This window comes from Trinickia sp. (assembly GCF_051953405.1).
Classification (GTDB): Bacteria; Pseudomonadota; Gammaproteobacteria; order Burkholderiales; family Burkholderiaceae; genus Trinickia.
Genome location: NZ_JBQCIV010000159.1, coordinates 16,002 through 30,628, shown reverse-complemented (window position 1 = coordinate 30,628; position 14,627 = coordinate 16,002). Strand labels below are relative to the sequence as shown.

11 protein-coding genes are annotated in these 14,627 nt (G+C 64.9%); 3 read left to right on the top strand and 8 right to left on the bottom strand.

Annotated features, from left to right (window positions below):
• The first annotated feature begins 105 nt into the window (after positions 1-105).
• Positions 106-1,788, top strand: coding sequence for a purple acid phosphatase family protein (locus ACTHN9_RS28855; protein ID WP_440540246.1), 1,683 nt, complete (start codon positions 106-108; stop codon positions 1,786-1,788).
• A gap of 123 nt (positions 1,789-1,911) precedes the next feature.
• Here ACTHN9_RS28855 and ACTHN9_RS28850 read toward each other — a convergent pair whose 3' ends face one another.
• The 7 genes from ACTHN9_RS28850 to ACTHN9_RS28820 all read right to left on the bottom strand — a co-directional run bounded on the left by ACTHN9_RS28850 (position 1,912) and on the right by ACTHN9_RS28820 (position 10,898).
• Positions 1,912-3,492, bottom strand: coding sequence for an isocitrate lyase (locus tag ACTHN9_RS28850; protein ID WP_440540245.1), 1,581 nt, complete (start codon positions 3,490-3,492; stop codon positions 1,912-1,914).
• A gap of 367 nt (positions 3,493-3,859) precedes the next feature.
• Entirely contained in the window at positions 3,860-5,416 is a 1,557-nt protein-coding gene (locus ACTHN9_RS28845; protein ID WP_440540244.1) for a UxaA family hydrolase, read from the bottom strand.
• On the bottom strand, positions 5,413-6,333 hold the full coding sequence (locus ACTHN9_RS28840) for an SMP-30/gluconolactonase/LRE family protein (RefSeq protein ID WP_440540243.1): 921 nt from the start codon (positions 6,331-6,333) through the stop codon (positions 5,413-5,415). The genes ACTHN9_RS28845 and ACTHN9_RS28840 overlap by 4 nt, the downstream gene beginning before the upstream one ends.
• A gap of 87 nt (positions 6,334-6,420) precedes the next feature.
• On the bottom strand, positions 6,421-7,335 hold the full coding sequence (locus ACTHN9_RS28835) for an ABC transporter permease (RefSeq protein WP_440540382.1): 915 nt from the start codon (positions 7,333-7,335) through the stop codon (positions 6,421-6,423).
• 116 nt (positions 7,336-7,451) lie between these two features.
• On the bottom strand, positions 7,452-8,390 hold the full coding sequence (locus tag ACTHN9_RS28830; protein WP_440540242.1) for an ABC transporter permease: 939 nt from the start codon (positions 8,388-8,390) through the stop codon (positions 7,452-7,454).
• Positions 8,387-9,922, bottom strand: a complete 1,536-nt coding sequence (locus ACTHN9_RS28825; RefSeq protein WP_440540241.1) for an ATP-binding cassette domain-containing protein — start codon at positions 9,920-9,922, stop codon at positions 8,387-8,389. The genes ACTHN9_RS28830 and ACTHN9_RS28825 overlap by 4 nt, the downstream gene beginning before the upstream one ends.
• Before the next feature lie 46 nt (positions 9,923-9,968).
• Positions 9,969-10,898: an ABC transporter substrate-binding protein gene (locus tag ACTHN9_RS28820; RefSeq protein WP_440540381.1), complete on the bottom strand. Its 930-nt coding sequence runs from the start codon at positions 10,896-10,898 to the stop codon at positions 9,969-9,971.
• Positions 10,899-11,285: 387 nt separating this feature from the next.
• Between ACTHN9_RS28820 and ACTHN9_RS28815 the strand changes: the two genes are divergently transcribed.
• Positions 11,286-12,026, top strand: a complete 741-nt coding sequence (locus tag ACTHN9_RS28815) for a GntR family transcriptional regulator (protein WP_440540240.1) — start codon at positions 11,286-11,288, stop codon at positions 12,024-12,026.
• 150 nt (positions 12,027-12,176) lie between these two features.
• On the opposite strand, the gene ACTHN9_RS28810 is transcribed toward ACTHN9_RS28815, so the two are convergent.
• Positions 12,177-12,914, bottom strand: coding sequence for a GntR family transcriptional regulator (locus ACTHN9_RS28810; RefSeq protein ID WP_440540239.1), 738 nt, complete (start codon positions 12,912-12,914; stop codon positions 12,177-12,179).
• Between the two features lie 160 nt (positions 12,915-13,074).
• Between ACTHN9_RS28810 and ACTHN9_RS28805 the strand changes: the two genes are divergently transcribed.
• On the top strand, positions 13,075-14,625 hold the full coding sequence (locus tag ACTHN9_RS28805) for an SLC13 family permease (protein WP_440540238.1): 1,551 nt from the start codon (positions 13,075-13,077) through the stop codon (positions 14,623-14,625).
• Positions 14,626-14,627: the final 2 nt, after the last annotated feature.

Genomic DNA, 14,627 nt, shown 5'->3' with positions numbered 1-14,627 from the left:
CCACCCGGCTGACATTGAACGTTCATCACCGGCCGATAGCATCGCTGGGCTGCGGTCTGCGTCGATCCACGCGGGGCCGCGAACACTTTTAGAGGCCCAGAGGATATGACGAACAAAACCCCCTCCGATGTATCTTCGACCGAAGCGAGCGCCGGCGTGTCGCGCCGCGGTTTTCTGAAGCTCGCGGGCGCTTCGGGATTCGCGAGCGCGGCGGGTGCGCTGGCGGGCGCCGCGATGGCGGCCGACACCGGCAACACCGCTGACGGCACGCCGGAGCAAGTGCATCTGACGTGGGGCAGCGATCCCGCGTGCGAGGTCGTCGTCTCGTGGGCTTCGCAGGCGGCATCGGTACGTCCGCGCGTCACGGTGAGCACGGATCGCGGTCACAGCGAAACGGTGCAGGCGGTGCAGCGCACCTATACGGACGGCTTGAGCGGCGTCGTGGTGTTCGCGTATCACGCCCGCTTGCATGGCCTGAAGCCCGACACGACGTATCGCTACGAAGTCACCTCGGACAATGCCAGCGGCAACCCGTTCAGCTCGAGTTTCACGACCGCGCCGCGCGGCCGCAAGCCGTTCCGCTTCACGAGCTATGGCGACCTGGCGACGCCCAACACGAGCTGGGTGTTGTCGTCGCTGCAAAGCCGGTATGCCGTGCAAGCCGTCGAGCGCTTCCAGCCGCTCTTCCACTTGCTGAACGGCGATCTCTGCTACGCGAACCTGAATCCGAAGCATCAAACGGATGTGTGGCGCGATTTCGGCAACAACAATCAAACGTCGGCGGCGAACCGCCCCTGGATGCCTTGTCCGGGCAATCATGAACTCGAGTTTTACAACGGCGAGCAGGGCCTCGATTCGTATTTGACGCGTTACACGCTGCCCGAGAACGGCACGCGCTTTTCCGGGCGCTGGTACGCGTTCCAAGTGAGTTCGGTGCTGTTCATCTCGCTCGATGCCGACGACATCGTTTATCAAGACGGCGCGGCATTCGTGGCGGGGCCGGCACCGCTCGTACCGGCACCGAGCACGGGCAATGCGCCGATCCCGCCCGGTACGTCGCTGTATGTGCGCGGCTATAGCAACGGCGAGCAGACGCGCTGGCTCGAACATACGCTGCGCCGCGCTGCCGATAACCGCGATATCGACTGGATCGTCGTGCAGATGCATCAAGATGCGCTGAGTTCGTCGAAGACGGGCAACGGGTCGGACAAGGCGCTGCGCGAAGCGTGGTTGCCGCTGTTCGAGCGCTACGGCGTCGACCTCGTGCTGTGCGGACACGATCACGATTACGAGCGCAGCTATCCGGTCTGCGGTTGCCACCGTTATCTGGGCACCGACGTGGCGACCGGCGAACGCGTCGACACCTTGACGCCGCGACCGGTGCGACACGCGCAAATCGGTGCGAATACGTTCGACATGAGCCGCGGCACGATCCACTTGATTTTGGGCGGCGGGGGCACGAGCGCGCCGCTCGACGTCTACGGCGTCGATGTCGGCACCGGCAATCCGCAAGCGAAGGTCTTTACGAAACCGAACCGGCCGATGCCGGGCTCGACCGAGGGCACCTTCGTGCGGGCGCCGGCCGATGCGGTGGAAGATGCGGTGTGGTCCGCGCAGCGCGATACCGGAACGGGCTATGGGATCGCCGTGTTCGATGTCGATCCGGGCGAGCACGGCGGCAAGACGACGATCAAGATGAGTTACTACCACGCACCCGGCGCCGATCGCACGCCGACGAGCGACTACGAACTCTTCGAGACGGTGACGTTGACGAAATCGCGTCGCTGAGGGCAGGCGCCCGCCTGACGCGGTCGAGAAACGAGAAAACGAGAAAACGAGAACGCCAACCGGTCGGGGTTGGCGTTTTTGCTTAGGCTGCGATCGATGCCGGGATTCGCATCGGCATTGGCATCAGAACTGGTTCATCGTGTTGTCTTTGCCGGCCGCCTTCAGGGCCGCTTCGCCGCTGAAATACTCCTTGTGGTCGTCGCCGATGTCCGAGCCGGACATGTTTTGGTGTTTGACGCACGCGATACCCTGACGAATCTCCTTGCGCTGTACGCCCGCCACATACCCCAGCATGCCCTGATCGCCGAAGTATTCCTTGGCGAGGTTGTCGGTCGACAAGGCAGCGGTGTGGTATGTCGGCAGCGTAATCAGATGGTGGAAGATGCCGGCTTCGCGCGATGCGTCGGCTTGGAACGTGCGGATCTTTTCGTCGGCGAGCGCCGCCAATTCGGTTTGATCGTATTCCACGCTCATGAGCTGCGCGCGGTCGTAGGCCGACACGTCCTTACCCGCGGCCTTCATCGCGTCGTAGGCTTGCTGGCGGAAATTGAGCGTCCAGTTGAACGACGGGCTGTTGTTGTACACGAGCTTGGCGTTCGGAATCACCTTGCGAATCTCGCTGACCATCCCGCCGATTTGGGCGATATGCGGCTTTTCGGTTTCGATCCACAGCAGGTCGGCCCCGTTTTGCAGCGCGGTGATGCAATCGAGCACGCAGCGCGCTTCGCCCGTGCCGGGGCGGAACTGGAACAGGTTGCTCGGCAGGCGCTTCGGACGCAGCAGCTTGCCGTCGCGCTTGATGACGACGTCGCCGTTGCCCAATCGATCGGCCGACAATTCTTCGCAATCGAGGAAGGCGTTGTATTGGTCGCCCAGATCCCCGGGCGTGCGCGTCACGGCGATTTGCTTAGTCAGGCCGGCGCCCAGCGAGTCGGTCCGGGCCACGATGATGCCGTCGTCCACGCCCAATTCGAGGAACGCGTAACGGATGGCGCGGATCTTGGCGAGGAAGTCCTCGTGCGGCACGGTGACCTTGCCGTCTTGGTGGCCGCACTGCTTCTCGTCCGACACTTGGTTTTCGATTTGAATGCAGCATGCGCCCGCTTCGATGAACTGCTTGGCGAGCAAGTACGTCGCCTCGGCATTGCCGAAACCCGCGTCGATGTCGGCGATGATCGGCACGACATGGGTGACGTGGTTGTCGATTTTTTCTTGAATCGCCGCCTTGGCGGGCCCGACCGCGGCGTCCAGCTCGCGGAACAGGCCGCCCAATTCGCGGGCATCGGCCTGGCGCAGGAACGTGTACAGCTCGCGGATCAGCGCGCTGACGGACGTCTTTTCGTGCATCGATTGGTCGGGCAGCGGGCCGAACTCGGAACGCAGCGCGGCCACCATCCAGCCGGACAAGTAAAGGTAGCGGCGCTCGGTGCTGTTGAAGTGCTTCTTGATGGAGATCATCTTTTGCTGACCGATGAAGCCGTGCCAGCAGCCGAGCGACTGCGTGTACTTCGATGGGTCCGCATCGTAGGCGGCCATGTCGGCGCGCATGATCTTAGCGGTGTACTTGGCGATGTCCAGGCCCGTTTTGAACTTGTTCTGGGCACGCATGCGGGCGGCATACTCGGGATTGATCGCATCCCAGGCGCTGCCGTGCGTCTGTTTCAAGCCAGCGATTGCCTTGATGTCGTCCTGATAGTGGGCCATGTGAAATCTCCTAGGAAGAAAGCGCGTTCGAAAAAATGCTGGGGCGTTCCGCTCGCGGATTCGGGAGCGAACTGCGTGACTTAATAGTAGCGTCCGCGCGCCGCGTTTTGCCAGAGTCTTATATAAGACATAAGACATATATTTTCGTTATTTTTCAATGGGATGCGTTCAGATTATTGCAATGCAAAACGCGTTTTCAAGCGACGGGAAGACGAGACGGCGGGCGGGGGGCGCGCGATTGCGCAATGTGAAAACCGCTTTCGGCTGTTGGAGGGGGCGAGGCAGATGCCGCGAGCGGCGATGGGGGAGGGGTGATAGTCGTAGCGGAAAGGCAGGCGATGCCGTCCCGCTACGCAAGCGACCGTCCTTACATGATTGCCCCCAACTGCCACGGCAAGAACTCGTTTTGCCCGTAGCCGTGCGTTTCGCTCTTCGAGCGCTGCCCCGATGCCGTGGCAAGCATGAGTTCGAAAATCGCGGCGCCGACCTCATCGACGCTTTGCGCGCCGTCCAAGATGGTGCCGCAGTTCAGGTCGATGTCCTCTTGCTGACGCTGCCATAAGGCACTGTTGGTGCCGAATTTCAGCGACGGCGCCGGTGCGCAGCCATAGGCGGAGCCGCGTCCGGTCGTAAAGCAAATCAAGTTGGCGCCGCCGGCTACCTGGCCCGTCGCGGAAACCGGATCGTAGCCGGGCGTATCCATGAATACGAGCCCGTGCGCGCGCACCGGCTCGGCGTATTCGTAGGTTTCGACGAGCGGCGTGGTGCCGCCCTTCGCCACGGCGCCGAGGGATTTCTCGAGGATCGTCGTCAAGCCGCCCGCCTTGTTGCCGGCCGACGGATTGTTGTTCATGTTCGCGTTCATCCGGCCGCAATACGCCTCCCACCAGCGCAGACGCGCGAGCAGCTTCTCGCCCACCTCCCGCGAGACGGCGCGGCGTGTCAGCAGATGCTCCGCACCGTAAATCTCGGGCGTCTCGGAAAGGATCGCGGTGCCGCCGTGCGCCACCAGTCGATCGACGGCCGAACCGAGCGCGGGGTTGGCCGTGATGCCCGAATAACTGTCGGAGCCGCCGCATTGCAGACCGACCGTGAGATGGCTCGCGTCCACGGGCTCGCGCGTCGCACGGTTGGCTTGTACGAGCAGCTCGCGCACGCGTTCGATGCCCGCCGCGATCGTTTGGGCCGTGCCGCCGGTTTGTTGAATCGTCATCGTCGCGAGCTGCGCGCTGCGTTCCAGATGCTCCGTCTCGACGAGCGCGTCGATTTGGTTCGTTTCGCAGCCGAGTCCGACGATGAGGACCGCATAGAAATTCGGATGCCTTGCATAGCCGGCGAGCGTGCGCCGGAGCACGGCGATCGGTTCGCCTTCGGAGGCCATCGCGCACCCTTGCCCATGCGTCAGCGCCACCACGCCGTCCACGTTCGGAAAGGCTTCGAGCGCCTCGGGACGAATGTCTCGGCGAAAATGATCGGCAATCGCGCGAGCGACCGTGGCCGAACAGTTGACGGTCGTCAGAATGCCGATGTAGTTGCGCGTCGCGATGCGTCCGTCCGCGCGACGAATGCCATGGAACGTGGCGGGTCGCGCGACACGCTGCGTCTCGTGTGCGTCCACGCCGAATGCATAGTCGCGCTCGAACTCGCCCATCGACAGATTGTGCGTATGGACATGCTCTCCGCGTCGTATGGCGCGGCTCGCGAAGCCGATAATCTGCCCATAGCGGCGGACCGGCGCGCCCGCCGCGATATCGCGCACGGCGACCTTGTGGCCCGGGGGGATGAGCCCGGCAACGCGATGCTCGGCGTCGAGCGGCGCGCCGGGCACCAGTTGTTCGCGCGAGAGCGCAACGTCGTCGCGCGGATCGAGTAGGATCAACGCGCCGGAAAGCTGCGGCGCACGAGGTTGGTTTGCCGAGTTCATCGTGCACCCCCCGCGTAGGCGCCGCGCACGCCGACATAGATCGAATAGATGGATGTGCTCGCGGCAATGAAGAGGCGATTGCGCAGCGCTCCGCCGAAGACGAGGTTCGCCACGGTTTCGGGCACCCGGAGCTTGCCGAGCAGCGTCCCGTCGGGCGCGTAACAATGAATGCCGTCGCCGGCGCTGGTCCAGACGTTGCCGTGCTCGTCCACGCGCATGCCGTCGGGTACACCGGGCGCGACTTCCGCGAAAACGCGCCCGTTGCGCAAGCGGCCGTGCGCATCGACGTCGAACACCCGGATATGGTGCGGCCCATTTTCGATGTGCGATGCGCCGGAATCGGCCACGTACAGCCGCGTTTCGTCGGGCGAGAATGCCAGGCCGTTCGGCTTCGCGAAGTCGTCGGCCACGCGTTCCACTTCCCCGTTTTCGGGCGCCACGCGGTACACGTGGCATGCCCCGATCTCGCTCGGGGCGCGATAGCCTTCGTAGTCGCTCAGGATGCCGTAGTCCGGATCCGTGAACCAGACGGAGCCGTCCGAGCGCACCACCACGTCGTTCGGCGAGTTGAATCGGCGTCCCTGATAGCGCTCCGCGATGACGGTGATGCGCCCGTCATGCTCCGTGCGCGTCACGCGGCGCGTGCCATGTTCGCAGCTCACGAGCCGGCAGTCCCGATCCAGCGTATTGCCGTTGCTGAAGTTGGCGTTCGTACGGAACACCCCCGTGCCGATGCCAGGTACCCAGCGCATCATGCGGTTATTGGGGATGTCGCTCCAGACGAGAAACTCCGCGGCCGGCAACCACACCGGTCCCTCGCACCACATGCAGCCGTCCGCGAGCTTTTCGAATGGCGCATTCGGCTGAAGGAGCGCGCGAAACCGTGCATCGTGCACCTCGTATTCGTTGGGATTCATCGTCTTGTCCTGACTCTTCCTAAGTGAGTTTTCCTAAGTGAACCGACCGCGAGCCGACCGTGAGCCGCGGGCGCGCCGAGGCGCCGTTCATGGGTGGGCCTTGCGTCCGCTCGCGACGACGACGGCGATGATCAGCACGCCATAGACGATAGAACGTACGCCGGCGCCGGCGCCTAACGCATTGAGCATGGCGTTCGTGAGGTACAGAAACAGCGACGCGCCCCAGACACCGGCCACGGTGGCTTTGCCTCCCGCCACCTCGGTGCCGCCGATCACGACGACCGCCACGGAGATCAGCATGTATTCCACCCCCATGTCGAGCGCGGCGCCGCCCGACACGGCGGCCAGCAGTAGTCCCGTCAACGCGGCGATCGTTGCGGCCAGTACGTAGGTCACCCAGCGCACGCGCTCGACTTGCACGCCGGCGAGCCACGCGGCCCGCGCGTTTTGGCCGAGCGCGGAAAGCGCGCGGCCGAACACGGTCCGATGCAGCACGAACGCCAGCGCGATGGATAGCGCGAGTGCGAGCCACGCGATGTCGGGCACGCCAACCAGGCGTGCGTTCGCGAATGCCTGCAGCGCGTGGGGCGGGGCAGGCATGCCGCGGCTTTGCGTGATGGCAATCGACTGCACGATGAAGCTCGACGAGAGCGTGGCGATGATGGGCGGAATGCGGAGCATGCGGATCAGCAGGTAGTTCGCCAGCCCTACGAGCACGCCCACCGCGAGCGCGACCGCGATCCCGAGGACGATCCAATCGTCGCGGCCTTTCATCAGCTGCACGCCCAGCACGCCGCTTAGCGCAATCGCGGAAGGCATCGATAAATCGATATTGCCGGGGCCGGCGGTGATGACGATCATTTGGCCGAGGCCCACGAGCACCATGAACACGGCAAACACGAGCGCGGTCGCGAGGACGTTGCCGGCAATCGAGAAGCCGAACGCGCCGGCAATGACGAGCCAAACGAGCAGCGCACCGCCGAACGACCATAGCCAGGGCATCTGCTGCGCGCGCAGGCGGGTAGTGAAATCGCGGCGTACGCCTACTTGAGGCTCGGCCGAACCGCTGTCCGATGCCTGCACGGCCGGCGCCGAGCGCGTATCCGAATCGTGACTGCTCATCGCGCGCCTCCACGTCGTTGCAGCAGCACGCGCGCGGAGAGCACGACGATCAGAATCGCGCCCTGCATGCCGACCTGCCAATCCGGCGACACATTCAAAAACGCGAGAAACGACGCCGCGAGCGTGAGCGTTGCCGCGCCCATGACCGCGCCGATCACGGAAACGCGTCCGCCGATGAATTCGCCGCCTCCTAATATCACGGCGGCAATCGAAAGCAGCGTGTAGCGCAGGGCGAGATTCGCGTCCGCGGAGGTGGTCAGGCCGAGCAAGCAGAGCCCCGAGAGCACGCCGAAGATCCCTGCGATGCCGTATAGCAGCGCCTTGCCGCGCACGAGCGACCAGCCGAAACGCCGCATGGCGCGCGGGTTGCCGCCCGTGCCGCGCAGCCGCACGCCGAACGAAGAGCGCATGAGCAACCCATGCACGAGCACGGCGATCACGGTGGACCAGAGGATCGGCGCCGCGACGAAAGGCGTTTGATATCCCATGATCGACGTGAGCCATGCTGGACTTGTGCCGCCCGGCGTGGGCAACAGCAAGACGGCGAGCCCGTTCCACACGAACGAGAGGCCGAGCGTCACGACGATCGAGGGAATTTGCCGCCATTCGACGAGGGCGCCCACGGCCGCGTACAGGAGCACGCACCCCGCAAGCGCGGCGAGGCCCACCAGCGGCCGGTCCGCCAGCAGTGTCGCCCCGATGCAGGCGACGAGGCTCACGAAAGGCCCGATCGACAGATCGAGATCGTTGGCGGTGATGATGGCCAACTGGGCGAGCGTGGCGAGCACGAGCGGGACGGCAAGATTGAGCAGCAGGCCGATGCCGAAATAGCTGAAGGTGGTGGGCTGCAGGAAAAAGATCGGCACCAGTACCGCGACGAGCGAAAACGCGGGCAGCAGCGCACGCAGCGTCGCGCGATCGAGCGTCCCGTTCATGCCGGTACCTCCTCGGAATCCGCGAAGCTCGCCGCCAACAGCGATTGTTCGTTGCATTCGTGGGCGTGCAGCAGCCGCGTCACGCGGCCGGCCCGGAAAACGTAGGTCCGGTCGCAATGCGCGAATTCGTCGTTTTCGGTGGTGTACCAGATGAAGGTGCGTCCGCGCGCGGCTTCCTCGCGAACGAGCCGGTACAGCTCGCGCTTCGTGCCGATATCGACGCCGCGTGTCGGGTCGTCCATCAGGACGAGCTGCGCGTCGGATGCTAGGGCACGCGCAAACAGCACCTTCTGCTGGTTGCCCCCCGACAGCGAGAGAATACCCGCGCCCAAAGGAGCGCCGCGTATACCGATGCGCTGGGCCCAGGCGCTAGCGAGCGCGCGCGCCGCGCGGCGATCGATCGCGCGCGGCAGCAGGGCAAACCGCGCCGCGTCGCCGTTCGACTTGCGGCGAGCGTCGAGCAGCCAGCGAATGTCCAGATTCTGCGCGATCGACCACAGCGGAAAGGCGCCGTCGCGCGGGCGGTCGCCTGCCACGAAGGCGACACGCTCGCGGCCCTTCGTCGCTGCCTCGTAGATCGCGAGCAAGGCTTCGCTCTGTCCTTGGCCGGCGAGCCCCGCAAAGCCGATCACCTCGCCGCGAGGCGCTTCGATGCTTGCGCCGGCGCCTGCGCCGAGCGTCCAGCGGTAAGCGGGCGCCGCACGCGCATCGCTGGGGTCGGTCTCGCGCCGCCGCGCTTGGAGTACGCCTGCGTCGAGTTCCTGGCCCATTGCCGCGACGATCGCATCGTGCGCGATCGCCTCGCGCGGAAGCACCGCCGCCACGCGGCCGTCGCGCATCACGAGCACACGATGTGCCGCCCGCACGATTTCGCCGAGCATGTGGCTGATCAGGATCGTTGCGATGCCACGCTCGCAGGCCTGCCCGACGAACGCGAGCAACTGCGCGGCGGTATGCGCGTCGAGACTCGACGTGGGTTCGTCGAGGATCACGAGCTTCACAGGATCGTTCACCACGGTGAACGCACGCGCGATTTCTACCATCTGCCGCTGAGTCAACGAGAGGTCGGCGATCAGCTCGTGGCCCTTCAGGCCATGTCCGGGAAAGATGGCGTCGAGCTGCTCCAGCATGAGGCGCGTGGCGCGGCGCCGCCAGTCGCGCCCACGCAGTTCGGGATGCAGGATCGACATGTTTTCGGCGACGCTAAGGTTCGCGCACAGCGACAACTCTTGAAACACGCAGCGCACGCCTGCGGCACGGGCCGCGTTCGGATCGTAGTCCAAGATAGGGCGGCCCTCGATCGTCATGGTCCCTGCATCGGGCCGAAACACGCCCGTGAGCACGGCCATGAGCGTCGACTTGCCCGCACCGTTGTGGCCCGCGATGCCGACGCATTCGCCGGATCGAAATTCGAAGCGCACGTCGGCCAGCGCTTTCACGCGGCCGAACGTTTTGCCGATTCCCTCCAGCGCGATCAGCGCCGGCGGCGTGCCGCTCGAGCGCGGCTGCGCGGGGGCATGAGCGTCGATCAATTCGTCCTCCTGCGTATCGTTCGTCCGGCGTTTCGACAGCGGGCAGTTATTTGGCGTCGACGATCTTGATCACCTCGTCCCGGGTAAAGAGCTTGTTGGCGATGCCGCCCGACGGCGTCTTGGCAAGCACGGCGTCGAGCTCGCCCGAGGTGACTTCCATGAGCGGCATGCGGATATCGTGGGGAAGCTTCTTGCCGGCCAGCAGTTGCTGCGTGACCCAGAACGCAAACGTCGAGCAGCCGGGCGGGATCGTGACGGAGAGCGTCTCGTAGCCGCCGTTCTTGCGCTGCTGCGCCCACCAGGCGAGTTCCTCCTGGCGATTGCCGAGGATGATGATCGGAGTGGGGCGCCCGGCTTCCTTAATCGCGTTGGCCGCGCCGAAGCCGTCGCCGCCTTGGTCGACGACACCGTCGATCTTCGGCAAGGTCGGCAAGATGCCGGCCACCTGTTTCTGCGCGACCGTCTGCGTCCAGTCGCCGTGTACCGAGCCGACGATCTTCAGGCCCGGATACTTCTTGATTTCGTCGGCGATGCCGCGGTGAATCTCGTCGTCGACCGATACGCCCGCGAGGCCTCGGATTTCCAGCAAGTTGCCCTTGCCGTTCAGGCGTTTGGCCATGTAGTCGATCTGCATCGCGCCGAGTTGATGGAAATCCACGGCGATGCGATACGCGCACGGCTCCGTCGCCGTGCCGTCGAACGTGACGACCGTGACGCCCGCCGCGCAAGCTTGCTTGATCACGCCGTTGAGCGCGGTGGGGGAGGCTGCATCGATGGCGATGGCCTTGTAGCCCTGCAAGATGAGATTCTGGATTTGCTGCGCTTGCTCGGTGGCTTGATTCTCCGCTGTCGTGAAGGTGGGCGCCGCCGCGACGATGCCGGATTTGACGGCCGGATCGGCTATCTCGGCCCAGCTTTTGAGCATGGTCTGGCGCCAGCTATTGCCGGCGTAGTTGTTGGAGAGCGCGATCTTCATCGCCGCGGTGCTGGCGGCGACAGCGGTTTGCGCCTGGGCTGCGCTAGCACCGGCGAGACAAAATCCGAGAACTGCAGAAGCGAGAATCGAACGCACTTGCTGTCTCCTTTTGATCTGTTGGGACTGTCCACGCGCGACGCAACGATCCGGCAAACGGCAAGGGGCGCACGAGGGGACGAGCAGGTCGAGCCGGTTGACGGCTAGCCTGAGTTAACTAATATACTAGTTGAACGAAGAAAAGGGGGGAGTTTCTGCATGGTGTCCCACGGTGGGGTTTGATTTTGTTGTAGCGGGGCATCCGAACATTGGGGCGGCCAACGCGCGAGTCGTGCGGCCGCCAGCCCGTAGAATGCGTTGTTTTTGATTTGGGTACGTGCTCAAGGCTCCATGAAAACCGACCGTAACGATCCCGAGCACTTCATCGCCCGTGTGTTGCCTCGCGCCACCGCTTTGGACCGCGCGCAGCCGCTGTCGGCCCAAATTTACGATCTGCTGCGCGAGGCGATCGTGACGATGGCCGTTTTGCCCTCGGATGTGATCTTCGAGCGGGCCTTGAGCGAAACGCTAGGCATTTCGCGCACGCCGGTGCGCGAAGCGCTGCAGCGGCTGGCGCGCGAAGAACTGGTCACGATCGCGGCTCAGTCGGGCACCTTCGTCGCGCCGGTGCTGCGAGAGCAGTTCACGGAAGGGGCGCTGATTCGGCGCGTGCTCGAGAGCGCGAGCATTCGCCGCGCGGCCGAGCTGATTGCGGCGCGCGAGCTGGATACGTTGCACGACATTCAGGCAGTGCACCGGCGCGCGATCGAGCGGGGCGATCCGGTGGAAGCGATCCGGCAGGACAACCGGTTTCATGCGGCGGTGGGGGCGGCGGCTCGGCTGCCGAAAGTCCTGCAATTGATCGACTTGGTCAGGGCGCCCATCGATCGCGTGCGTTACGTGACGGCGCGCGAGCCGGAGGAAGGGGCGATGACGCTCGCTCAGCACCAGTGCGTCCTCGACGCCCTCGTCAAGCACGACCCGGATGCCGCGGAACGGGCGCTGCTCGCGCACCTCGACGACGCGCTGTTGCGTCAGCAGCGCGTGTTCGACGCGCATGTGGAATTGTTCGAGGGGGGCGCGGGGCGATGAGTGTCGTTGCGAGGGGAAGCGAAGCGCAGGGCAGCCCGAATGTCGTTGGCATTCCCGCCTAAACTCGAAATGGACGCAGCACGCCAGGCTCTTGCGCTACAGCCGAGAGAGCGGTATGCGATTCGGTTTGGGGCAGGCGAGAGCGGTCAGCTAATCAACCAGACGCGCTTCAAGTCCACTATGCACTAACAGGTCGAAACGCTCCGGTCGGATATGAAACACCGTCGCCTCGCAGGCCCTGCCATCCGCGAGCCGCGACGTGCGCCGCAGCACCAGCAACGGCGCGCCTGCCTGCACGTCGAGATACGCGGCGATGTCGCTTTCGGCGCCTACCGCTGTTACCGACATCTGCGCATCAACGACACGCCAGCCCAACCGCTCCAGCATCTCGTACGAGGGCAGCGCAGCCACGTCCTTGCGCGACAGCGTATCGGCCTCAAGCAGCATGCAGGTTTGCGCGAGCGCGACCGGCGCGTCATCCACGCGATGCAGGCGTTCCAGGTAGAGACAGCGCGTGACAGCGGCGGTGAACGTCTCGCGCAGGCCTGGCGGCACCTCGCATGTTTCGACGCGAAGCAGTTCCATGCGCGCGCGTGCGCCTTGCGCCGCGAGCGAGTCGTAAAAGCCGCGCAACTCGTCGAGCCGGTGCTGCAAGCGCCGCTGCTTCGCAAACGTGCCCTTGCCCTGCTTGCGCTCCACGACCTGCGCATCGGTGAGGCGAGCCAGCGCTAGGCGCACGGTCACGCGGCTCACCGCGAAGCGGTCGCCAAGCTCCGATTCCGAAGGCAGTTTCCCCGACGGCTCATACGCGCCGCGTTCGATTTCTTCCTGCAATGTCGCCGCGATCTGCTCGTAGAGCGACGTCACGTCTTCGCGCATCAACGTCATGAATGGCGGGTTCCCGGGCTTCGGCGCACGCTCAGCGCAATTTCCGATATCGATATGAAAAGCAATTGGATGGCTCAACTTGTATTAATACGTATTATCCCATCGCTGATCCGCAGGCGCCTTGCGGCATCCCTTTGATCAATGTACGGGAAGCATAGCAGTGACAGACAAAATACTCGACGCGCCGCTGCTCCAGCACGCGCCGCCCTCCGCACCGCCATCGCCGGTACACGGTGCGATCGCTCATGCCGGCTCGCGCACGCCCGGCGCCGTGCTGCGCGTGCGCATCGGTTTCGTGGCCGCGTGGCTGGCGTTCTTCGCCGTCGCGTGGCTGCTGCCGACGCCGGCTGGCCTCGGCGCGCCCGGCAAGGCCACGCTCGCGGTCGTGGCGTGGGTCGCGATCGTCTGGGTGACGGAGGCTATTCCCGTGGGCGTGAGCGGCATTCTCCTGCCGATGCTGCTCGTGCTCTCGCACGCGAGCCCGTCGTTTCCCAAGGCTGCCAGCGGTTTCGCCGCGCCCGTGGTGTTCCTGTGCCTCGCGGCGTTCCTGTTCTCCGCGATCATGCAGGCGAGCGGCCTCGACCGCCGCATCGCGCTCGCGCTGCTCGACCGCCTCAAGGTGCGCACGGCCAACGGCGTGATCTGGGCGATGTTCGCGGTGAACTTCGTGATGTCGCTCGTTGTGCCCGCCGCGAATGCACGCTCGGCCGCGCTCCTACCCGTCACGAACGGCATCGTCAAACTGTTCAGCGACTCGCCGCGCGAGCGCGCTGCGAAAAAGGCCATCGTGATCCAGACGCTCGTCTACGGCGCGATGATCAGCGGCATGTGCATTCTCACGGCACATCTGCCGAACATGGTCGTCTCGGGTCTGCTGGAGAAGCAGCTCGGCATCCGGATCTCGTACTTCACGTGGTTCAAGCTTCAATGGCCGTATATCGGCATGTTCGTCATTACGCAATGCTGGGTGCAGTTCTACTTCCGCTCGCGCGCGGTACCCATCCCGGGCGGGCGCGCCGCCATCGCCTCGATGCGCGCAGCGCTGCCGCGCGCCACGGGGAACGACTGGTCGGTGCTCGTGCTGTTCGCCGCCGTCGCACTGCTGTGGGCGACGGAGCCACTCCATCATCTCTCCTCGGAGATCGTGGCGCTGATTGCGCTTGCGGTGCTGTTCGCGCCGGGCGTGCTGCGCTTCGGCTGGGCCGAGGTCGAGCAGCGCACGATCTGGGGCACGCTGTTCATGCTGGCCGGTGCGTTGTCGCTCTCGGCTGCGATCAGTTCGTCGGGGCTCGCGCAGTGGGCCGCCGACCACATCTATCTCGCCGCACAAGGACACGGCTGGTGGCTCGCCATCGGCATCGTGATGCTCGGCACGCACGTGATCCGCATCGGCATGCTCTCGAACGTCGCGGCCGTCACAATGATCGCGCCTATCGCGCTCGCACTCGCGCCGCGGCTCGGGCTGCATCCGGTGTCGTTCACGATGCTCGTGAGCGACACCGACAGCTTCGCCTACCTGCTGCCCACGCAGATCACGGCCGGCGTGATCGCCTATAGCAGCGGCGCGTTCACGACCGCCGATTACGCCAAGGTCGGCGTAGTCTCGGTGCTGATCGCCATCGTCTACGGGCTGTGTGTCATCGCGCCGTGGTATGCCTTCATGGGCGTGCCCGTCTGGGACGCAGCCGCGCCCTGGCCGTTTGCGCATTGAGC